The organism is Chitinophaga sp. HK235 (assembly GCF_018255755.1).
Taxonomy (GTDB): domain Bacteria; phylum Bacteroidota; class Bacteroidia; order Chitinophagales; family Chitinophagaceae; genus Chitinophaga.
The window spans coordinates 2,062,239-2,087,225 of the sequence record NZ_CP073766.1; the positions used below are offsets into that span (position 1 = coordinate 2,062,239).

Sequence of the window (24,987 nt, forward strand, 5' to 3'; positions counted from 1 at the left end):
CCGCAAAATTAGGACTTGATGTTTTATGAAATGACATGGTTTTCTCATAAAATTCTGAATTCGTTCGGGAACCCAACAAATACCTGGAGCTTTATTCCACCCCAAAGTAACAGCCCATCATTGATGGTGCAAGCTTTCAATTGTGCACGGAAAAATAAACCATGTCCTATAAAAAATTTGCCAGTGTGAAGAATCACACTGGCAATTGTTCATCGTTTCTTCATCTTAAACTAAAAAGGTCAGGAATTAACTTTGGACAGGCCCTTTTGCAATTCTTCAGCATTCATTACAGGCTGAAATTCTACCTCCGCATTCAGTTCCATAAAGAATGGTTCTGCGATACCCGGTATGTCTGAAGGATCTTTCATATCAAATACCATCAACATGGACCGGCGCCCACCATCTGCAAAGAAATAACTTGCTTCAGGTTTGAGCTTGTCCATCGTAGACTTGATGACTTCAGGAAGCTTTCCGTTTTTAAGGGCATTGTTGGATGCAACGACATCACATGAAACTCGTAGTAAAGTACGCATAACTTTTGGGGTTTAATTATACTGAATATCGTCCTTTTTTTGCTTAAAAAATGTTATCAGGAAGTTATAATAGCAGCTATGCCTGAGCTGCAAAGCATTAATCCCTGTTTACATATACACGAAGATAGAGTACGTCTTGTAGATTAGATATGACCACCGTCATTGGCTCAATGATTTTTAAGAGCACGTTTATATTATGATAATAAGAGCACTCGCAAAGGGGAGTCAACCAGTGGTAATTCGCAACAGCACCGGGACTCAAATACCCACGGTGTCTGTAATTTCAGAAGAGGGTCATCTGCGAAGGCTGAGCCGTTAACCCGAACACAGCCTGTACTTCTTTATAAAAATCAGCCTCAAACCGGCCATCATGTACATGCAGAAAAAAACAGATCGTTTCCAGGCCCTGCTGCTTCCACACATCCAAACGCTCCTTCCATTCCAGCAAACGGACACTATCCAGCGGATGCCCGCCCTTGGTAACAAAACGAAGAAAAAGATGAGGAACGGTTAACCCCATATGCAAACAATCACGACGGCCTGGCGTATCCGTGATCACCACGCCTATTCCCAATTGATGCAGCGTATTGAAAAATTCACGGCGCTCCGTTTCATTTCCAAACCAGTCAGGATGCCGTACCTCCACAAAAAACTGCAGATCGCGCGGAAGTTGCTCCAGATATTTATAGAGATTTAATTTACGGACAGGTGAAAAGTATTCACTCACCTGTAGAAAAACAGGCCCAAGCTGTTTTTCAAATGCGCGTATCCCTTCCAGGAAAGCTGCTGTTTCTGTAGCCGCATTCAGTAAAGTACTATGATGACTGATCACCTGCGGCACTTTCGGACAAAACATAAAATCACGTCCTTTCACTTTATCCACCCATTTGCGGATATCATCAGGACTGTATATTTTATAATGGGTAGCGTTGAGTTCCACACAATTAAATATCCGGCTGTATTCCGGCAGCAATGCCGTTTCCCGGATCCCTCTGGGATAGAGCGTGCCGGCATATTCCTTTCTGCTCCAGCCGGAAGTACCGATCCTTAAAGTATTATTTACCGGTGTACCTTTCAGTACCTGTGCGGTTACCCACTCATCAGCGGGCAATGACAACTCCAGTTGATCATATATGGGCCAGTTAGCACCAAAGTCCATGCAGTCGTATTTTTGATCTATGATGCAAAATACAAAAGAGTGCATTAAAAAAGTTCTACTTTAAAAGTAAAGCAGACTATGATTAAATGGCTTACAACTGTAACTAATAAAAATCTTATCGACGGAAAACAGATTTACTGAAACTGCTTCTTCGTTTTCAGTATATAGAAAATTTCGTTTTTAAACAACCGATCCAAGCGGCGGGAGGCTGTTAAATCGCCTGAGGCTGCAATACAGGGCCTGGTTTCAGGGGCCAGCATTTCAGACATCTGTACCTTTCTCAATCTGGCTTTGCTACGGGGGAATAATTTAAACATGACTTAAATTTTGTCTCATTGAAAAGACAAACAAGTCATCTTACAATGAGGGGTTAATAATGATAATGGCAACTCGGAGGTTGTACGTCCATGGTGCATTTTTTAATTGAGACACAAAGGTAGATCAGCTTCTGCAACTAACCAATGATTTACAAACAAAAATTTATTAGAAATTCATTAGAGTGGGAGAAGTCAAATAGCTATCAATAAGAAAGCCTCCTGTATCCAATGATATAGGAGGCTTATCCATATGTATATACGCATCAGAAGTAGCGCGGGCTCTGTGTAGTATATTGTTTTGAGGGGAATAGGAATCCGATGGATATTTCATGTGATCCGCCCTGATAACCGGCCATTTTATTGATGTTCAGATCGTAGGCGTAGCCGATACGCAGCTGCTCAGTGGCATAAAACTCCACCATGGCACTGGCTGCGTTCACCTGTTGCAGGCGAGGGTCCAGGTTATCTTTGTTCCACAATTTCAGGGAGGTCCTGTATGAACCGCCTACCCAAAGCCTTTCGCTGAGCAGCAGAAAAGCATTTACATCGAGACTGGTAGGCCCTTTGAAATCTTCCTTGATCATGATGGATGGTTTTAGCTTCAGCGTTTCCCCAAGGCCCAATACCGTACCGGCAGTAAGATACACGTGTTGTGTTTTGCGGATCACATCATAGGTATACCCTTTCCAGGAATATCTGGTAGCGGAGGTGTATAATGAAAAGAGGTCCATCACAGATGCGCCTATATAAAAGGAGGGCGTATAATAATAGATGCCGAAGCGTGCGTCCGGCACCCACTTATTGACCTTTCCAGTAGGGATGGTTTCATCGTTATTATCTACATATGACATCGCGGTACCATCAATTGAATATTGGGTAACACCTCCACCGATACCCAGGCAGAGACGGCGTGTATTTTCCTCATCCAGCGGAATACGGTAAGCATAGGAGCCGTACAGTGAAGCAGCCTGCTGTGGCCCCAGCTGGTCGAACAACAACTGCATCCCTACTCCTACCTTATTGTCGCGGGCATTGGTCAGACCATCCAGAGAGACACCACCGGTACGCGGGGCGCCTGGAAACCCGGCCCACTGGTGCCTGTAGGCGGCATTCAGGTACCAGTCCTCCTTATATCCGGCATAGGCAGGATTCACCGTTAATCCGTTGAAAGCGTACTGACTGAACTGTACATTCTGCTGTGCCCTGGTGCTGATACCTGTTATCATTAGCAGACCCAGGAAATATATTTTTAAATTAATGCGCATAGTTTTACGATTTCTGACCTGTGATACCGGGTACCAGATGCCTGCAGTTTCAGGCATCTGGTTTTTCCGTATTATCTTAATATCTGTACCCATCCCTTGAAACGTTTGGTCTCCTGTAGTTTTCTTACCTCGAGGATATAGTAGTAGGTTCCTTCATTCAATCCGGAGCCGTTCCAGTCGTTTTTATAATCTTTAGACTGATATACCATGCTGCCCCATCTGTTGTAGATATAGATAGCTGAACCGGAATATTTTTCCAGGCCACCGATGATGAATTTTTCATTCTTACCATCTCCGTTTGGTGTGAAAACATTCGGGAATGAGAGGTCTTGTCCTTCTACCTGGATAACCGCTTCCGCAAGGTCATTGGTCAGGTTGATCTGTGGCTCATTAGCGGTTACCCTGGCCTGGTTGACAACCTGGCCGCCATCAATGACGCGGCATACCAGTGTCATTTGCAGTGTTTCCCCCGCCATTAACTGGCCGATATCCCAGAGCATCCGTTTTCCGGTTTGATCGGTCTGTACCTTTCCTTTGTCGGCAGCGGTTGATGTAGGTGCTTCCAGTCCTGCCGGCAGCAGATCTTCTACCGCTACATTGGTAAATGTCTGGTCCCATGCATTGTGGACGGTGATGCGATAGGTAACCTGCTGTCCCATGCGGTAAGGGGCCTGTGGTGTCACCACTTCTTTGGTAATGGACAGGTCACCGCCTCCTGTTTCGATATTAGTACCCGGGGTATTGGTATCACAGCCTGGTGCTGCAGGGTCACAGCCAGCGGTAGGTTTGGTAGTATAACCATCACTTACAGTGGCCGTATTGCTGATGCCGGATATGCCGGTAAGGTTATCATCGGCCTTCACCACAAAAGTCACACTGGTAAGGGCTCCCGGAGCCAGGTCCCTGATACTGAAGTTCACAATATTGCCATTCAGGGTGCCTCCGCTTACATAACGGGTATGCGCTGGTACCGGATCTGTAATGGTTACTTCCGGCAATGATACTTTACCATTGTTACGCACATAAATGGTATAGGTCAGTTTTTCGCCTGCGTGTATCTGTCCTGTACCGTATTCCGTTGTTACCGTCTTCCATGTTTCAAAGCTTGGTGGTGGCGTGATACCGGTAGTCACCGCTGCACTGTTATTACCATTATCCGGATCTGTAATACCGGCGGCAACGGTCACGGTATTGGTAATGCTGTTACCGGTAAATGCTGCATCCACGGTACCGCTGACATTCAGTTTTACAGTACCGCCGACAGGCAGTGCGCCGGTAAGCAGGAAGGCTCCTGTGGCGGCGTTATAGCTACCACCGCTAGCAGTGTAGCTTATATTGGTCAACTGAGCAGGCAACGCTTCAGTAATGGTGATGGTTTCTCCGCTGTTCAATGTTGCCGGACCGTGGTTGGTAACGGTTATCGTATAGACAACCGGCCTTCCGGCAGCTACTTCCGGTTTATCTGCTGTTTTACCTACAGCCAGATCGGCGGCACGTGAAACGGTGGTCGTAACGGTTGCGTCATTGTTGGTCGTTACCGGATCAGTGATACCTGCCGGTGCGGCAATGGTTACTTTATTGGTAACAGCACTGCCGGTGAAATCAGCAGCAATGGTACCGCTGATCTTCAGGGTGACCGTACTGCCGGATGCCATAGGCCCTGTCAGTGTATAAGCTCCGGTGGCCGCATTATAAGTACCTCCATTTACGAGGTAGCTGATGTTGGTCAGCCCTGCCGGTAGTATTTCGGCGATAGTGATCACCTCCCCGGTATTGAGGGTACTGAGACCTTTGTTACCGACAGTAATGATATAATTCAATACATCGCCTGTCACCGCGTTGGTTTTATCCACCTGCTTCGTTACTTCCAGGTCACTTTCACGGATGATCGTTGTTGTTTCGCTGGTAGCGGTGTTATTGCTTTGGTCTGCATCCGTTATACCATTGGGTACTGTCACGGATACTTTGTTGATCATGCTTGTACCTGTTGCTGCCGGGTCCACTTCGCCATTGATGACGAGCGTTACAGTCCCGTCTTTAGCCAGGTCACTGGTTAGCGTGAAAGTATGTGCATTGGCGTCATATGACCCACCGGTAGCTGTATAGCCGTTCACGATCAGGGCTGCCGGAAGTGTTTCCGTGATGCCGATCACTTCACCACTTTTCAGCGTGCTGATACCTTTGTTTTGAATAGTGATGGTATAGCTGATCGTTTCCCCTGCTATTACGCGGGTTTTGTCAACATGTTTGGTCACTGCGAGATCGCTTTCACGACGGATGGCAGTGGTGTTGCTGGTGGCCGTGTTATTGGAAGGATCACTTTCCGTGATACCGGATGGAAGGGCCACAGAAACCTTATTCATCATACTGGTGCTGGTAGTGGCGGCATCCACATTTCCTTTGATCACCAGTGTTACTGCACCATCTTTCACCAGATCACCGGTCAGTGTGAAGGTGCCGGCATTAGCATCATAGGTGCCACCGGTAGCATCATAACTGCTCACGATTAGTTCTGCCGGGAGGGTTTCGGTAATACTGATCACTTCACCGCTTCTCAGGGTACTGATACCTTTGTTCTGAATAGTAATGGTATAGTTGATGGCCTCTCCTGCCACAGCACTGGTCTTGTCCACCTGCTTCGTTACGGCCAGATCGCTTTCACGACGGATAGTGGTAGTGTTGCTGGTGGCGGTGTTATTGGAAGGATCCGTTTCAGTCACACCTGCCGGAATAGTCACAGATACTTTATTGAACATACTGGTACTGTTTGTGGCCGCATCTACATTACCATTGATCACCAGGGTTACCACTGCATTTTGTGCCAGGTCGTTGCTCAGCGTAAAGGTACCGGCATTGGCATCATAAGTGCCTCCGGTAGCTGTATAGCCGCTAACGATCAGTTCTGCAGGGAGGGTTTCGGCAATGCCGATCACTTCGCCACTCTTCAGGATACTGATACCTTTGTTTTGAACAGTGATGGTATAGCTAATGGCTTCTCCTGCCACGACGCTGGTCTTATCGACCGTCTTCGTTACTGCCAGGTCACTTTCACGATGGATCGTTGTAGCGTTGCTTGTAACAGTATTATTGGAAAGATCGGTATCAGTCACACCGGAAGGTGCCGTCACCGCCACTTTGTTGACCATGCTGGTGCTCAGGGTGCCGGGATCTGTATTTCCGCTGATGATCAGTGATACCACACCGTTTTGAGCCATATCGCTATTCAGCGTGAAGCTGCCTGTATTAGCATCATAGGTACCACCGGTAGCTGTATAACCACTAACGATCAGTTCTGCCGGGAGGGTTTCGGCAATGCCGATCACTTCACCACTTTTCAGGGTACTGATGCCTTTGTTCAGAACAGTAACCGTATAGGTGATCGCTTCTCCTGCCACGGCGCTCGTTTTATCAACCGTCTTCGTCACTGCCAGATCACTTTCCCGACGGATAGCTGTAGCGTTGCTGGTAGCAGCATTATTGGACGGATCGGTGTCGGTCACACCGGTGGGGGCAGTCACGGCCACTTTATTGACCATGCTGGTGCTCAACGTAGCAGCATCCACATTGCCTTTAATGATCAGCGTTACGATGCCGTCTTTGGTCAGATCGCCGGTCAACGTGAAGGTGCCTGCACTGGCATCATAAGTGCCTCCTGTTGGCGCGTAACTACTTACTATCAGTTCTGCCGGAAGTGTTTCCGAGATACCTATTTTTTCACCGCTCTTCAGAGTACTGATACCTTTGTTCTGAATAGTGATGGTATAAGTGATGGCCTCCCCTGCGACTGCGCTGGTTTTGTCAACCGTCTTTGTTACCGCCAGGTCGCTTTCACGATGGATAGCGGTAGTGTTGCTGGTGGCGGTATTGTTGGATGGATCGGTATCGGTTACGCCTGATGGAACCGTTACAGTCACTCTATTAACCATGCTGGTACTTAAAGTGCCGGCATCTGTATTGCCCCTGATCACCAGTGTCACCACGCCATCTTTGGCCAGGTCGCCTGTCAGGGTAAAGGTGTTGGTACTGGCATCATAAATACCGCCGGTAGCCGTATAACTGCTAACGATCAGTTCTGCCGGAAGTGTTTCTGTAAGGCCCAGCTTCTCCCCGCTCTTCAGGGTACTAATGCCGTTATTCTGAACAGTGATAGTATAGGTGATGGCTTCGCCCGCCACTACACTGGTCTTGTCTACTGACTTCGTTATCATCAGGTCCGCTTCACGGCGGATGGCCGTAGCAGGACTGGTAGCGGTATTATTGGTAAGATCGGAATCTGTGATGCCGGCAGGTACAGCAACAGACACTTTATTGACCATGCTGGTGCTCAAAGTGGTGGCGTCTGCATTTCCTTTGATCACCAGGGTTACCACTGCATTTTGTGCGAGGTCGCTGGTGAGGGTCAGGGTTCCGGCGTTAGCATCATAAGTGCCACCCGTAACATCATAACCGTTCACGATCAGTTCTGCAGGAAGTGTTTCCGTTATCCTGAGCACTTCACCGCTCTTCAGTGTGCTCACGCCTTTGTTCCTGACGGTAATGGTGTAGTTGACCGCCTCTCCTGCGACTATGCTGGTTTTGTCTACCGTCTTCGTTACTGCCAGGTCTGCTTTCCTTTCCACAGCAACCGTTGCGTTGCTGGTATTGTTACCCGGTACGGGGTCTGTCACCATTCCCTGCGGAGCTACTGATACTGTGTTGGTGATACCTGTTCCGATGAAGTCGGCTGCCACGGTACCGCTCACCACCAGTTGCACGCTGCTGCCTGCATTCAGGCCGCCCATGAGCGTAAATGAATGCGTGTTACTGTCATAAACGCCACCTGTGGTGCTATAGGTTACGTTCTGCAATTCCGCTGGCAGCGATTCTGTTATTTTGAGAATATCTCCGCTGTTGAACGCACCTGGTCCGTAGTTTTTAACGGTAATGGTGTATGTCAGCGGATCGCCTGCCGCAACAATGGTTTTATCAGACACTTTCGTTATTCCAAGGTCTGCCTCCAGTCTGGTAGCGGCTACTGCATCCGCCTGGTTGTTGGCCAGGTCAGGATCTGATACACCAGCCGGCACTGCTACTTCTACATGGTTGGTAATACTGGTACCGGTATAATTAGGAGCTACGATACCCTTTACCACCAACTTAACAGTGTTGCCCGCAGCCATATCACTGGTCAGCGTATAGGCACCCGTTACAGGATTATATATGATTCCTGAAGGTATCAAACTTACATTGCCCAAACCTGCCGGTAGATTTTCCGTCAGCTGCAATTCTTCACCGGCCTTCAGTGTACCGGGACCTATATTCGTTACCGTTATTGTAAAATCCAGTTCTTCACCGGCGTTCACCGTTGTTTTGCTGGCAGATTTTGCCACCGCAATATCTACCTGACGCGAAATGCTGGTCACCACATTATTTGAGGAGACCGTTGCTCCCATCATCGGTGCAGAAGCGGTTGCCACGTTCGTGATAGTGCCTGCAAAAGCAGGATCAACTGTACCAGTGATTGTAATATTGATTTTATTACCTGCACCGGCAAGGATATTACCTTTAACATCCACCTGCTGCGCTGCACCGGCGTTGCCGGAAATGATGGTGGCATTGCCGGTAGTTGTTGCTACCCATTTTACACTGGATACTGCAGCAGGAACAAGGTCTGCGATATTGAGATTGATGACATCACTCGGGCCATCATTATTTACCTCTATGCTATAGGTGATGCCTGTACCACTGATAGCAGTGGCCGGCCCTACTTTAACCAGTCTTACGCCCGGTTCCAGGGTAACATTGGTAGTAGCTGTTGCTGTATTATTGGAAAGATCATAATCTATAACGCCGGATGAAAGGGTTACGGTAGCCGTATTTTGAACGTTTGGCACCATCACACCTGACTTCACTTTTCCGGTAATTTGGATGGTAATGGCATTGGCGTCACCGGTCTTAATATCTCCGGTCAGGCTGATGTTATTGCCTGTGCCGCTGCCGGCCGAAACAGTGGAAGTTCCTGCAGCGGTAGCCGTCCATTTCACATTTTCAATTTCCACCGGCACATTGTCGGTGATACTGATATTATTGGCGTCGAGCGGACCGGCGTTGGTCACCGTCAATGTATAAGCGATGTCCTGTCCGGCTGCAATGGTTACCGGACCGGCCTTCTGTATTTTCACATCGGTAGACTGATTTACCGCTGTGGTTATCTTACTGAATTTAGTGTTTCCACCCGCGTCGACTTCTGCCTGGTTGGTAAAGCTGGCACCTGCTGAACTGTTAACGGTACCATTCACCACAATGCTCACTTTACTATTGGAATTACCCGGCATATTGGCGGTCAGATGGATGGGCGATGTAGTGCCTGTTGCGGTTCCTGCACCTCCTATGTCCGCCCCATTGGAGGCGGTCGCTGTCCAGTTAAGCACTGTAACCGCAGCGGGGATCACATCATTGATCACTGCGGCTGGCACATCGCCTGTGCCCAGGTTGGACACATCAACCACATAAGTAATAGGATCACCGATATTTACTCTCTGCGGGCCGGATTTGGAGACGAGCAGATCTGCTGTGTTGGTCAGGGTTGTACTACGTCTGCTGGTATTGTTTCCGGTATCAGGATCTGTTGTACCACCGCCTACATTAACGGTGGCCGTATTGGTGATACCCATCGTAGCTCCTACCGGAACTGCGCCTGTTACAGTACCATTGATCACAATGTCCACTTCGCCACCTACCGGAATATCTACTGTCGCGTGTACATTATTGGTAGTACCGGTTGGATTTGTCAATATGGCCGCACCACCGGTAACGGTGGCGGTCCAGTTAACATTCTTTATTTCTGCCGGCACATTGTCGAAGATCTGTGCTGCTCTGGCTATACTTGGACCGGCATTGGTAACTTTCAGCGTGTACTGGATATCCTGACCGGCATTCCTGTCGGCAGGACCGGATTTTACAATAGCCACATTGGCTACGCGGGAAACGGTGGTACTAACACTACTGTTCCAGCTTTTTCCTGCCTCTACAGAAGTTACGGTTGCCTCATTGAGCAGGAAGCCGATCGGGGATGCAGGATCTACTATGCCTGTCACCTGTACACTTATATTGGCATTAACGCCTGCGGGTATATTACCTTTTACAGCCACCGTGTTACCGGTACCGGTAGCACCGGCCGTGATGGCAGCACCGCCGGTAGCTGTGGCCGTCCAGCTCACATTGGTAATGCCGGCAGGTAAGTCATCAGTGATGTCCACCCCATCTGCATTGGCTTTGCCGGGGTTGGTTACAAACAGGGTATAACTGATCGTTTCACCTGCAACAACAGTGGCCGGTCCATTTTTGCTGATGGCCAGCTGCGGTGTTTTGCTGGCTGTTGTGGAGGCCATCGCATTGAGTAATGGCACATTACCTTCAGAAGGCGTCAGGGATACGGTGTTATTGATATTACCTGTCGCTGCAGGAGATACGGTGCCCGTAACGGTTACTGTCACTTTATTGGCAGCACCGGCGGGAATATCTGCATAAACATTCACCGAACTACCAGTACCGGTAGCACCGGAATTAATATGTGCAGTGCCTTCTACGGCAGTTGTCCAGCTCACATTGCTGATATTGGCAGGTACTATATCAAATATATTGGCATTTACCGCATTACTCAATCCACTGTTGGCAACAGTGATAACATAAGTAATATCAGAACCTGATACGATTGTGGCAGGAGCATTTTTGCTGATCAGCAATATAGGTTTCCTGATAATATCTGTTTTATCGGTAGCAGAAACAGGTGCTCCATCCGGCGGTGTAGCCGTGGCCGTATTGGTCAGGGCGCCGCTGAAGGAAGGATCAATTGTACCTGTAATCTCTATCGCAACATAATTAGTGGGGCCCGGCGGGATGTTAGCGGTCACGTCTACATTACTGCCAGCAGTATTATTAGCGGTAATAACAGCTGCTCCTGCTACGGCAGGCACAACGCTGCTTATCGTAACATTGGCCGGCACCAGGTCCTGTATTCTTACACCGGTAGCGGTAGCAGGTCCGTTATTACCCACTGTGATACGGTAAGTAACAGGACTACCCGCCACCTTGGTACTGGTTGCATTCACCTTGGTGATAATAACATTTGTTTTCTTTTCAACAGCAGTGCTGATGGTACTGACATTATCCGCCGGATCTGTATCAGTGATACCTACCGGAGGAGTTATGGATGCTGTATTGCTGAGGGTAGCTCCGGTATAATCGGGGCTCAGCACACCTTTTACGAGAATAGTCACAGTACCGTTATTACTACCCGGAACAGTAGCCACTGCGCTTACATTACCTGTACCACTTGCCGGGCTAACAGTAGCACCGGTACCGGTGGTTGTCGCCGTCCAGGTGACATTGCTGATTCCTGCCGGTATCATATCCGTAATGGTAGCTCCCGTTACATCACTTTTACCGGCGTTGGTAACCGTAATCGTATAGTCGATAGCGTTACCTGCCAATGCAGGGTCCGGCGTAGCCGTTTTGATGATGTGCAGATTTACTTCCGGTTGGTATGTGTCTGTATCTGTTGCAGTATTATTGGTCTGGTTAATATCTACATAACCAGTGACCGGAACGGCCACTGTGGCTGCATTCACAAGATCTCCGGTATAGGCCGAAGGGACTGCGATGGTGACCGTATAGGTAATAGTAGCACCGCCAGGCAGATCAATCTGTTGATTCAGTGCACCGGTACCATTGAGAACCGCAGCATTGCCCCCGCCAGTGGTGGCACTTACCTGCCAACTCATATTGGCAGAAGGAATGCCAGCAGGGAGCTTATCCTGTACAGTGGCGCCGGTCACTGCATTGGCAGCCAGGTTACTGACCACCACCGTGTACACAGCATCAGTGCCAGGCGTATAGGTAGTTTTTCCATCATCTTTGGTAATAGCGAGATCTGTGTATACTACATCGCTGGTAGTTTCTCCCCCGAAGGTAGATAACTGCTGAATACCCTGGAAGTCAACATAGTCCACGCCATCCACCTGACCGGAAGCGGCAGGTGTCAGTGGGGTGATGTTTTTTAATCCTGTGGCATCAAGGTCTGTAAGCGTTGGATCGATATTATTGTCGTGTTTGAACCAGATCCATTTTTGCGGACGCGTAACCCCTCTGGTAGAGGACAGGTAGTTCTCTGCCGCTGTTTTTTCAGCAGGGTTCCAGAACAAACGCAGCGTAACACCGCCATTGGTGGTGAGTGGTGCACCGGTGTACGTAATTTGCAGGAAGCGGTTTATCAGCTGGGTACCGTAGTCAGTACCTGCATTTTTACCGATGGCTGTCATGTTACGGTTGGCATCGATCACAGCGGAGAGTTTGGAAACATCGATAGTATTTCCATTCAGCTGAATCGCTGCTATATATTTATTGATATCATCCGGATGTCTGAAATATACCCAGTCGCCATCCACGCAGATGTTGGCGGCTGTTTTCACCTGACCGGCCGGTACCAGGCTGGCGGTACGTACAGGATAACGGGTAGCCAGGGTGAATACCGCTCCGTTGGTAAGCGTCGTTACATTGTCGAAACCTGCTACGCCGGCGTTGTAGTCTGTAGCCGGAACTTGCGTGATCGTACCGGTAGCGAAGTTGCCATCGCCATCCTCGTCTATCAGCAGTACAAAATCACTCAGGGTGCTGCCGGTGGCGTTTACGCCGGCAAGATCAAACTGCAGGCGCAATGGCTGAGTAGCAGCATCAAAATTGGTCAGCTGTGCTTTCCATTGCTGGGTAAGCCTTTCAGTGATACAGGAAGCCACTGGCAGATTGGTGCCTTGCACAGTTTTAGCCACACTGTTGGAGCCCAGCATAAGATAGCTTTTATCGCTGTTGATGCTGTTGGTATTGCCTGCATTGGTGGTAGCGATATTTCCTGATCCGATGGTTAATATTGCGCCATCATTGACGCTGCGGGATTGTTTCTGATAGAGTTTTTCTAACTCGTCGCGGCCAATGCCGAATATATTGTTCTTATAGGTGCTGTTGGCAGTAGCATCCCATACCTTAGTGGTGCCATCAGCAGCGAGGTAATTCTGCGCGGTGCTCTGATCAAGCGTAACACCATATTTGATAGCGAGGTAGGATTCTATCTGTTGCGCCTGGGTAGTGGTCAGAGCGGCTTTGTATACTATAATTTCCGCCAGGTGCCCATTATAAATGCGTCCTTTCAACCCGTCTGGTGTACGGCCACCTACTTCAAAGTAGCTATTATCAGCTCCAATTCCACAACTACCTGCAATGGTTTCCAGCTTGCCATTGAGCCAGGTAGAACCACCTTGCGCATTAGCGGCAGAAACATACATTCCTCTGCCTACATGCGGTTTGGCCAGCGATGAGGAAGTAAGAGCGGGCGTACAGCCATTACCATCCAGCACGTAGCCGGTTCCGGTGCTATTGATTAAGACTCCCCTTCCCGAAGTATTGGTGGAGAAGATGCCCCCCAAATCAGCTCCAGGGGCGCCTTTAGGCAGGGCTACAAAAAATATGGCCAACGGGTCACTGTTTTTCCAGGAAGAAGCTGCATTTCCTTTCAGCGATTTATTGATGGCACCGGAGAAGGTAACAGCCGGGTTAAAGTTGATAGCACCCTGTGTTTGTATGATATCTGCAGATGGAGTAATCACATCATTACTGGTGGGCGCCGATGCCCGCAGCTCGGTAGTAGCATTACCACTTCCTCCCTGGTCAAACCATTGCTGCACCTGGTTGCCCGTATTCACCTGCACACCCATATCTGCCCTCACCCACAAAGTATTGCCGGATACACCACCCGGCATAGCCCCCATGGCCGCAAAAGTGAAATACTGGCCATCCATCAGATTTGTAGTGGTCGTATAGCAGGTAACGCCGTTAATATTGGCTTCTGTTAACTGGATAAACTGGTCTGTGCCGTCAATCACTGCATCCGGGCTGATGGCCAGGTATACGCTGCTAAAGACAGACGGCAGCGAATCTTTTGGAATCGCAATCTGTACAGTGCCTACGGTCCCCGTTTGCTGCACTTTCCATAATCTTGCCATCCGGCTTTTCACATCCGGCCGGCCGGTAACTGTAACCGAAAACGTTGTGGCGTCTCCGTTATCTCCCCACACCAGGTAAGACAGATCTGTTGCGAACGCATTATTATTCGCAGTGTTGGAAGCAGCGATATTACCCAGACCAATGATAGGGTGTAAGCCCGGATTAATACTGCGGGACTGTTTCTGCATCAGGTCTTCCGTATCATCACGACCAATACCGGTGATATTTTTATTGTAAACAGTATTGGTGGCTGCAGTCCATACTTTGGTGGTTCCGTCTGTAGCTATATAATTTGTTGGAGTAGTCTGATCCAGCGTATAGCCGTATTTGATAGCCAGATAGGTGTTGATACGTGCCCTGTCACTGGTTGACAAAATGGAACCATATACCATTACATCACCAATAGCGCCACTCCATAATTCATTACCCCAAGGACTGTTACCGATACGGGCTCCGGAGCTGGTGCCCGTATTCCACATCTTAACCTGGGTTAATAACCCCGCTCCCTTACTAACAAGAGAGCCGCTATTACCGGCCCACATCCCGGTCATTTCATTAAATACATTTGTCTGCCAAAATCCACCCGAGCTGACATCATTGGCATAACCTACAAAATTGCCTGCACCGTTTACATAGGCCAAACCACATCCCTGGCTGGCAGTAGCGGCCCCATAACCAATGATATACCGGTTGCCTGTACCGCCAGCATTCAGTTTCCCCATGCCGATAATTGTTCTTGGATTGGTTCCTGTAGGGAATTTGTTAACATCCAGGTTCATATTGTCGTCTACACCATCAAACTTTACTACCGGGTTATAGTTGACGTTATCGGTAAGGTTGTTCATGTATTTAGGCTGCAACGCAGCAGTAGCCTGTGTGGCATTGTTTGCCTTGTACGCATAATCCATCCAGAGGTTAATAGGCGTATTGTCTGCATTGCTGGAAGTACCGATATCCGGTCGCAGCCACAGTAAAGCGCCTGGTACACCACCCGGATATTTCACAAAAGTAGCAAACGTAAAATAGGCCCCATCCGGAATGAGGCTGCTATTGAGCGTGATAGTTTTGTTAGGGGTTAGCGGCAGTTCCTGATCAATGGTACCAAAATTAGGATCGGTACGGCTGATCAGCAGGTATACGCTGTTACCTGGTACATCTGCCTTTAAGGTAACAGACTGATCACTCCAGTTGGTTTTATTCACCTTCCAGATCCTGGGCATACGGTAGGTAACATTCTGACCACTCACCGCATAGTTATAAACCGATGTAGCCTGTCCATTGTCGGCCAGTACCAGGAATGATTTATCATTGGGAATCACATTGGTATTCTGACTGTTCGTAGGGGCGATACTGTTACCCAGCGACATAGTCAGCATGCCCGCATCTATATTGAGAGATTGTTTGGTATCTAAACCGGTAACATCATCCCGGCCTATGCCGGTAATCCTGTTTGCATAGGTAGCGTCTGACCTCCAGAAGGTGGAACCATCGGAAGCCAGGTAGTTTTGAGCTCCCTTGTTCATGGTAACACCATATTTAAGTGACAGATAGGAATATACCTGTTGTTGTTCTGTGGCATTTAACGCATGGTCATACACAATGATCTCTGCTGTTTTACCTTGCCAGTAACTTGGATTAGTCTGATTTGTAAGAGGCCCACGACCTATAGTGGCACCCTGGGTATTTTTGGTTTTCCAGACTGATCCTGTAATACTGGCACTCATGGTACCATTCAGGTCCAGGAAAGCACTGGAACCATCATAGCGGCCACCCATAATATAGGTAGCATTTGTTGACAGAGTCCCCGCAGGCATTCCCACATTATAGTTTCCCCCGGCGGTATATGCGCCAAAGCCGGCACGCCCATCGCCCGCAACCATACCAATATAAGTTCCAATACCATCACCTGTTTCACCATAGGCAAACATCATAGCATGGTCACCGCTGAGCAATGTCTTTGAAGGCGCTCCTACTGCAATGATCGTGCGGGGAGCATTGGTAAACGGGAAAGAATTTTTAATTGAATTCAGGGGTATCTGCATATAGCTGGTACCATTAAACACAAACGCGTAGTTGAAATTTAATGCGCTGGCATTCACTACTGGTTTTAACGCTGCATTGGCCTGTGTTCCAACAAGGCCATTGCCGGTATAATCCTTCCAGGCCCCAGCGTTACTGGCGGCATCATCTGCCCTTAACCATAACAACGAACCCGTTACGCCTCCCGGCACCGGCGGAGTAGCGGCCCGCATCCTGCCGGCACTACTGCTGGCAGATAAATGGTCCGTTATCACTTTCCTCCAGGCTCCCTTGATATCCGGGAGCAACCTTCCGACAGCTATCTGTTGCAACAACAGCGCTATCATCAGCAGGGATATACCATATACTGCCCGGAGCCGGTTGCTACCAGGTTTTTGCCGTATATGGCCAACCATAGTCCTATAAATCTTGAATAGTAATTGCATAAGCATTCTCGGATATGACTTCTTGCTATAAACTAAAATACCGTGGTCCTGTACCTCCGGAGTCTTTACCAGACCTGGAAAGCAGGAAAAACGGATCATTGGATAAAAAATATGTCTAACAGAAAATAACGGTATGGGCTAAACGATTCCGGGAGTCAAACATTAAAAAAAGTGGCTTTCGAGAATAACTTTTGTAAAACTTTACCATAAATCAGGAGTTATAATTATTAGTAAGAACAGGTCTATCCCGGGAATATAGTGATCCGGATATGGTCGACAGATGGTTTCGCCTTATTCAAGGGTCTTCATTATATTACATGGATAGATCAATTGGCAAGGTAGATCAATGGCTACATCCAGAGTATAGAAGGTTTTCTAAATGTATGTAGCAATTTTACTACAAGTATCTGTTCGGGTTAATCTTCCTTCTTCCCTTTTTCTTCTTCATTTTGCTGGCGGGCGGAGGCTATTTCATATTCCAGTACCGGGTCTATATTCTGTTCTTCTACTCTACGGGCTTTCTCCATCAGCTCCTCGTGATGCGCTTCCAGCCAGGCCAGTTCCTTTTTACCATATGACCACCGGGTAAACAACACAAACAATACCGGCACTATAAAGATAGCCATAGAGGTAGAAGCGATCATACCACCCAACACCGTAAAACCAATCGTATTGCGTGATACAGCTCCCGCTCCCGTAGCCAGCGCCAATGGCAGCACGCCCAGGATAAATGCCATGGAAGTCATGACAATCGGCCGCAGACGTAGTTTTACCGCCTGTAGGGTAGAACGTATCAACCCTTCTCCCCTGTCTACCCGCTCTTTGGCAAACTCCACAATCAGAATGGCATTCTTCGATGAAAGACCAATTAATGTTATCAAACCTATTTGCGCATATACGTTGTTGGACAACAACGGAATAAAAGTGAGCGTCAGAATAGCGCCGAAGGCACTGATCGGCACGGCCAGCAACACGGAAAACGGCACCGACCAGCTTTCATACAAGGCAGCCAGAAACAGGAATACAAAGATGATAGAGAAGGTAAAAATGTAAATAGTCGTAGAACCCGCCCTGATTTCTTCATAACTAAGCCCTGAAAATTCGTAGGTATATCCCCGTGGCAGCACCTTAGCAGCGACTTCCTTCAGTGCTGCTATACCCTGACCAGTACTGTATCCGGGTGGTGTATTACCATCTACCTCTGCTGAACGGAAAATATTAAAATGCGTGATCAGCGGAGCCGTTTCTGTAGGCACGTAGCTGATCATAGTGCTGATGGGTACCATAGTGCCGGCCCGGTTATGCACATAATAATTGTTCATATCCGAGATCAGGGCCCTGAAGACCGTATCCGCCTGCACCACCACGTGGAAGGTGCGGTTGTACAGGGTGAAATTGTTGATCAGCAAACTGCCCATATTGGCCTGCATCGCATTGTACACATCGGCGATGTTGACGCCCAGCTTCTGGCATTTTTCCCGGTCTACCGTCAGGCGATAGTTAGGGGTATGTGCCGAATAATAACAATAAGCTGTTGCGATGGCCGGGTATTTTTTACATTCCGCCAGGAACCGCTGTACAACGGCTTCAAACTGGTGCAGGTCGTCGTTGGTATTCCCCTGTTGTATCTGCATGGAAAAACCGGAGGCCTGCCCAATGCCCCGGATGGGCGGAGGCTGTGTCACCACCACATTGGCATTGATGATGCCCGCCTGGGCAATCCGTTTTTTGATGACATTGATAATACCGGGGAAACGGGTCTCTGGTGTAGTTCGCTCATCCCAGGGTTTCAGCATACAAAAGATACTGCCATTGTTGGAGTTGGAGCCACCGTTGAGGATGTTCAGTCCGGAAAGTGCCGAGTAATGGGCTACTCCCGGCACCTCCCCTATGATCTTCATAATTTTTTTGATCGTTTCCACAGAATGAGTGGTAGCCGTTCCTTCCGGCAACTGATAGGTAATATACAAGCGGCCTCCATCTTCCGGTGGAATAAATCCGGAGGGTTTTATTTTAAAAAGATATACCGTCGCGATACAAAGGATGATCAGGAAGATGATGACATACCTTCCATGCTGGATACATTTTTTCACGCCGCTGGAATAACTGTTGGTAACCCGCTCAAACCATTTGTTGTAGCGCTGGAAGATACGACCTATGAAGCCCAGTTTTTTGTTGGCATGGGAAGGTTTCAGGAGGATGGAACACAAAGCAGGCGTAAGTGATAACGCCACAAAAGCAGACAGGATAACGGAAATGGCGATGGTGATGGCAAACTGCTGATACAGCCGCCCCACAATGCCGGGGATAAAGCCCACCGGCACAAATACGGATGCCAGTATCAGGGCAATGGCCACCACCGGCGCAGAAATCTCCTTCATAGCCTGATAGGTGGCTTCTTTCGGCGACATGCCCTGTTGATCCATATAGTGCTGTACCGCTTCTACCACAATAATGGCATCATCCACCACAATACCAATAGCCAGCACAAAACCAAACATGGAAAGGGTATTAATGGTAAAACCCAGCGGAAGGAAGAAAATAAAGGTGGCCAGAATGGAAACAGGGATCGCGAAAACGGGAATGAGGGTGGAACGAAGATTTTGCAGGAAGAGGAACACCACCACTGCCACCAGCCCCAGCGCCTGCAGCAGTGTTTTCACCACTTCAGACATAGACACCCTGATAATGGTCACGGATTCAAAAGGTACTTCATAATCCAGGTCGTTGGGAAAAGTCTTTTTTAGTTCCTCCATCGTCTTGTACACATTATCCGCTGTTTGCAGCGCGTTACTACCCGGTGCCTGATATACCATGACATAAGCGGAGGGTTTGCCATCCATAAAGGAGTTGGCAGAAAAGGTGAACTTGCCCAGTTCTACCCGGGCAATATCTTTCAGATATACCAGTTCGCCGGTTCCCGGTTTGGTTTTCACGATTACTTTTTCAAACTGTTCCGGCTTATTAAGCTGCCCGTTAACGATGATCGTTCTTTCAAACACCTGATCAGCATGCTGGGGGGGCTCACCCACAGCGCCGGCAGCCAGATAGGCATTCTGCTCACTGAGCGCTGTCCTCACATCGCCGGTAGTGATACCATAGGCGGCCATTTTCTGCGGGTCCATCCAGATACGCATACTGAAAGGATCGGCGCGGACGGTTACGTCACCTACGCCCGGCACACGCAGCAGTGCATCCTGCAGATAAGAGTAGGCGTAGTTGTTGACAAAGTTGATATTATGGGTCTGATGAGGGGAATAGATAGCCACCATCATCAGCATATCCGGATTACTGGCACGCACGGTCAGCCCCAGCTGGCTTACCACTGAAGGCAGCAGTGGTTTGGCAATGCCTACCCTGTTCTGTACGTTTAGTGCTGCAATACGGACATTGGTGCCGATATTAAAAGTCACCCTGATACTGACCGCACCGGTATTGGTGCTGGTACTCTGCATATAACGCATACCCGGCACGCCGTTCACCTGTTCTTCTACAGGGATGGCCACCGTTTGTTCAACTGTTTCCGCATCAGCGCCGGTATACGAGCCGGAAACAGACACGGAAGGCGGCGATATGTTGGGGTACTGGTCTACTGCCAGATTAAAAATGCATACGATACCCGAGATCATTAATACTAATGAAATAACAATGGCCGTTACCGGCCTTTTTATGAAAGTATTAGCGATCATGCTTACCTTATCCTATAGCTGTTCAGGTATCACCCTTTTGTGAACGCATCTCCTCATCATGTTGTTCTCTGGCTTTGGCGATCTCATATTCCAGTTGTGCGTCTATGTCCTGCTGTTCTACTTTCTGTGCTTTTACCATCAGTTCCTCATGATGCGCTTTTAACCAGGCCAGCTTATCTTTCCCGTAAGACAGGCGGGTGATGACTACAAATAACACAGGCACCACAAATATGGCGATGGTGGTGGCTGCCGTCATGCCCCCCAGTACCGTAAAACCAATGGTGCGGCGGGAAACAGCTCCGGAACCGGTGGCCAGCACCAGCGGCATCACCCCTAAAATAAAAGCCAGGGAAGTCATCACGATGGGGCGTAAACGCAAACGCACCGCCTCCAGCGTAGACGCCAGCAGGTCTTCCCCACGGTCTACCCTCACCTTGGCAAACTCCACAATCAGGATGGCATTTTTAGCTGCCAGGCCAATGAGTGTAATCAGCCCTATCTGTGCATATACGTTGTTTGTCAAACCCGGCACCAGTACCAGTGTAAGAATAGCGCCAAATGCACCAATCGGTACCGACAACAATACCGAAAAGGGCACCGACCAGCTTTCGTAGAGGGCTGCCAGGAACAGAAACACAAAAGTGATAGAGAACAGGAAAATGTAGATGGTGGTAGATCCTGCCCTGATCTCTTCATAACTCAGCCCGGAAAACTCCAGTGCATAACCCTGCGGGAGTACCTGGGCAGCGATATCCTGCAACGCATTGAGGGCATCGGTGCTGCTATGTCCTTCTGTTGTAGCCCCATCCACCTCGGCGGAGCGGAATACATTAAAATGAGAGAGCAGCGGCGCTGCTTCCGCAGGCTGGTAGCTGATCAGGGTCCCCAGCGGCAGCATGGTGCCTGCCTGGTTACGCACATAGTATTTATTCATATCGGAGATCATGCTCCGAAAGGTGGTATCTGCCTGCACCACCACATGGAAGGTACGGTTATAGGCGGTAAAATCGTTGATGTACAAACTTCCCATAAAAGCCTGAATGGTGGTAAACACATCTCCGATGTTCACTCCCAGCTTCTCACATTTCTCTCTGTCTACTGTCAGGCTGTAGCTAGGTGTTTGCGCGGCAAAATAAGTACTGGCATTCGTGATAGCCGGATGCTGATTGGCAGCAGCTACAAACTTCTTCACTATATTCTCAAACTGGTGTATATCATCGTTGGTACTGCGCTGTTCTACCTGTGCGCTAAAACCTACTGTAGCGCCCACTCCCGGGATGGGAGAAGGTTGTATCACCTGTACTGTAGCGCCTTTGATACCTGCTTCCGCAATCCGTTCCCTCATCACGCGCATAATGCCCGGCACCCGTACTTTAGTTGTCTTCCGCTCTTCCCATGGACGAAGCTGTATGTAAATAGTACCGCAGTTGGAATTGGTGGCATTGGTCACCACATTCAGACCCGACAGCGCCGCATAGTGCGCCACGCCCGGCGTTTCAGCCACCACCTTCATCAACTGCTGCATGATACTCACCGACTGCGCTGTAGAAGCCCCGGCGGGTAATTGAAACGTCACATACAGGTTGCCATCATCTTCCGAAGGAATAAAACCAGAGGGTTTCACCTTAAAAAGCAAATACGCACCGATACAAATACAGACGAGTATAATGACCACCAGCCGGGATAACTGTATACTTCGTTTTACACCGGCGGAATAATGTGCTGTCAATTGATCGAACCAGGTATTGAAGCGGAAGAATATTTTATTCAGTCCGGTGGCTTCCCGCTTGATGGCGCTAGGTTTCAGCAGCAGCGTACACAATGCCGGTGTGAGCGACAGGGCAATGAAGGCAGAGATGATCACCGATATGGCGATGGTGATGGCAAACTGCTGATAAAGGCGGCCAACGATACCCGGAATAAAGCCTACCGGCACAAATACCGACGCCAGTATCAGTGCGATGGCTACCACCGGCGCAGAGATGTCCTTCATCGCGTGATAGGTGGCTTCCTTAGCAGACATGCCTTCCTGGTCCATATAATGCTGTACCGCTTCCACCACAATGATGGCATCATCCACCACAATACCAATGGCCAGCACAAAACCAAACATGGTCAGCGTATTGATCGTAAATCCCAGTGGTATAAAAAAGCAGAACGTCCCGAAAATAGAAACAGGGATGGCCAGCACGGGAATCAGCGTAGCGCGCCAGTTTTGCAGGAATACGAACACCACTATTGCTACCAGTATCAGCGTCATGATCAGCGTGAGCACCACGTCTTCCATAGACACCTTTACCACAGTCACAGATTCAAAGGGCACACTGTATTCCACATCTGTTGGGAAATTTTTTCTGAGCAGGGCCAGCTCCTTATAGATGGCAGTGGCTGTCTCCAGCGCATTACTGCCCGGTGCCTGGTAAATACGCAGATAAGAAGCACGGTGCCCGTCAACAAATGAATTGCTCGAGAAGGTGAACTTGCCCAGTTCCACCCTGGCCACATCTTTCAAATATACCAGCTCTCCGCTCTGGGGATTGGTTTTAACAATGATCTGCTCAAATTCAGACACCTTGCTGAGACGGCCGTTAACCAGTATTCCGATCTCAAAGGTTTGCGTAGGCAGCTGTGGCGGCACACCGGCTGATCCTGCTGCCACCTGTACATTCTGCGCATTCAGTGCCGTGATGATATCCTGTGGTGTGAGGGCGTATGAAGCCATTTTCTCCGGGTCGAGCCAGATACGCATGCTGAAGTCATCGGTAAACCGGTTGATGCTTCCCACGCCTTTAATACGCAGCAATGCATCCTGTACAAAGATATTCGTATAGTTGTCCAGGAAGGTAATATCGTGTGTGCCTTTGGGTGAGTACAGGGCCACCATCATCAGCATGCTTGGGTTTACGGCGCGGACGGTAATACCCAGGCGGCTGGCCACCGAAGGCAATAAGGGATTGGCAATGCTGACCCTGTTCTGCACATCCAGGGTAGCGATGTCTATATCAGTTCCGATACCGAAGGTCACGTTGAGGGTCATTAAACCATTGTTGGTACTGTTGCTCTGCATATATTCCATGCCCGGCGTACCGTTTACCTGTTCCTCTATGGGTGTGGCCACAGTTTGTTCTACGGTTTGTGCATCTGCTCCTGTAAACTGCGCATTGACCTGTACAATGGGCGGTGTAATATCAGGATACTGGTCTACAGGAAGATTGAGAATACTAAGCACCCCGGATACCACCAGTACAATGGATGTAACGATGGCTGTCACGGGTCTTTTTATGAATGTATTTGCAATCATAACCTGTACAAAAGGGCGTTCACTTTTTTTTGCCGTTATTGTTGCTGTTTTCGGGAGGGATGCCATTGCCCAGGGTGACGCGGGCTCCGTCGTGCAGCGACTGTACACCGTCTACCACTATCCTGTCTCCCTCCTGGATGCCTTCTTTGATAATTACCTTGTCGAGTACTGTCTGTCCCAGTTTTACCTTTTTCTGGAAAGCCCTTAGCTGCGGGCCTTTATCATAGCTGGTTGCGGTGGTCTTTCCTTTTGGAGCCATCACCGTATCCTTTACCACGTATACAAAATATTCCCCCATCTGTTCTACAATGGCTTTATTAGGAATGACCAGCTGCAGGCCTTCATCCTGGTCATGTACCCGCACCACGCAACTCATTCCTACCTTCAGATCATTGGCTGGGTTGGGAAAAACCAGGCGTACCCGGATAGCGCCGGTCTGCTGGTCTACTGCCCGGTCGATGGTATATATCTTCCCTAAACGCGAATACAACGTTCCATTGGGCAGTAGTATGGTGAACAGGGAATCGGGCTCCGGCAGCCTGCCTTTGAGCAGGTCTTCATAATGCTGCAATTGTTTTTCGTTGATCACAAAATCTACTGCCATGGGATTGTTGGTAGAGATGGTATTGAGGATGGTAGAGCCGACACTGACCATATCACCGATTTTCACCAGGCTGAAACCGACGGTGCCATCGAACGGAGCCAGGATAGTGGCGTAGGTGAGATTGGTACCAGCTGTTTTCACGGCTTGCTCAGAGGCCTTCACCGAACCTTTGGCATTTTCGAGGGTGATGAGTGCATGATCGTAGAGCTGTTTGGCTACCGCATTGTATTTGTTGAGATATACGTAACGGTCAGCATCCTGTTGTGCCTGCTTCAGGTTTCCCTGTGCTATCAGCAGGTTGGCCTGTGCAGTTTTAAGTGACTGCTGATACAGCCGCTGATCGATCTCATACAACTTCTGCCCTTTTTTTACCACAGCGCCTTCTTTAAAAAAGATACCGGTGATATAGCCCTGCACCTGCGGCCGCATGTCTACCTGGCTCAGGGCCTGTGTGGTAGCGGGATATTTATCATAATACCATACCTTCTGACCCGTTACCGTAAACACATTCACCGGCATAGGGGGATTGGGCGGTGTTTTCCTGGGTTTGCAGGAGAACAGAAAAATACTGCCTATCAGACCGGTACTCAACAATACCCTCATCATAAGTATTGAATTTT

7 protein-coding genes are annotated in these 24,987 nt (G+C 48.8%); all 7 read right to left on the bottom strand.

From position 1 onward, the window contains the following. Positions 1-239 precede the first annotated feature (239 nt). The gene (locus KD145_RS06580) at positions 240-533 is read right to left on the bottom strand and encodes a hypothetical protein (RefSeq protein WP_212005113.1); all 294 of its coding nucleotides are present in this window, start codon (positions 531-533) and stop codon (positions 240-242) included. Positions 534-816: 283 nt separating this feature from the next. Then, the gene (locus KD145_RS06585; RefSeq protein WP_212005114.1) at positions 817-1,692 is read right to left on the bottom strand and encodes a DUF72 domain-containing protein; all 876 of its coding nucleotides are present in this window, start codon (positions 1,690-1,692) and stop codon (positions 817-819) included. Positions 1,693-2,272: 580 nt separating this feature from the next. Further along, positions 2,273-3,274 carry a type IX secretion system membrane protein PorP/SprF gene (locus KD145_RS06590; RefSeq protein ID WP_212005115.1) on the bottom strand — a complete coding sequence of 334 codons (1,002 nt, stop codon included), beginning with the start codon at positions 3,272-3,274 and terminating at the stop codon, positions 2,273-2,275. A gap of 71 nt (positions 3,275-3,345) precedes the next feature. Further along, positions 3,346-16,743: a gliding motility-associated C-terminal domain-containing protein gene (locus tag KD145_RS06595; protein ID WP_212005116.1), complete on the bottom strand. Its 13,398-nt coding sequence runs from the start codon at positions 16,741-16,743 to the stop codon at positions 3,346-3,348. A gap of 446 nt (positions 16,744-17,189) precedes the next feature. After that, positions 17,190-20,462 carry an efflux RND transporter permease subunit gene (locus KD145_RS06600; RefSeq protein ID WP_212005117.1) on the bottom strand — a complete coding sequence of 1,091 codons (3,273 nt, stop codon included), beginning with the start codon at positions 20,460-20,462 and terminating at the stop codon, positions 17,190-17,192. 22 nt (positions 20,463-20,484) lie between these two features. Next, positions 20,485-23,763 (bottom strand): efflux RND transporter permease subunit, encoded by a 3,279-nt coding sequence (locus KD145_RS06605; protein WP_212005118.1) that lies wholly within the window; start codon positions 23,761-23,763, stop codon positions 20,485-20,487. Positions 23,764-23,782: 19 nt separating this feature from the next. Beyond that, entirely contained in the window at positions 23,783-24,973 is a 1,191-nt protein-coding gene (locus KD145_RS06610) for an efflux RND transporter periplasmic adaptor subunit (RefSeq protein ID WP_212005119.1), read from the bottom strand. Positions 24,974-24,987 lie beyond the last annotated feature (14 nt).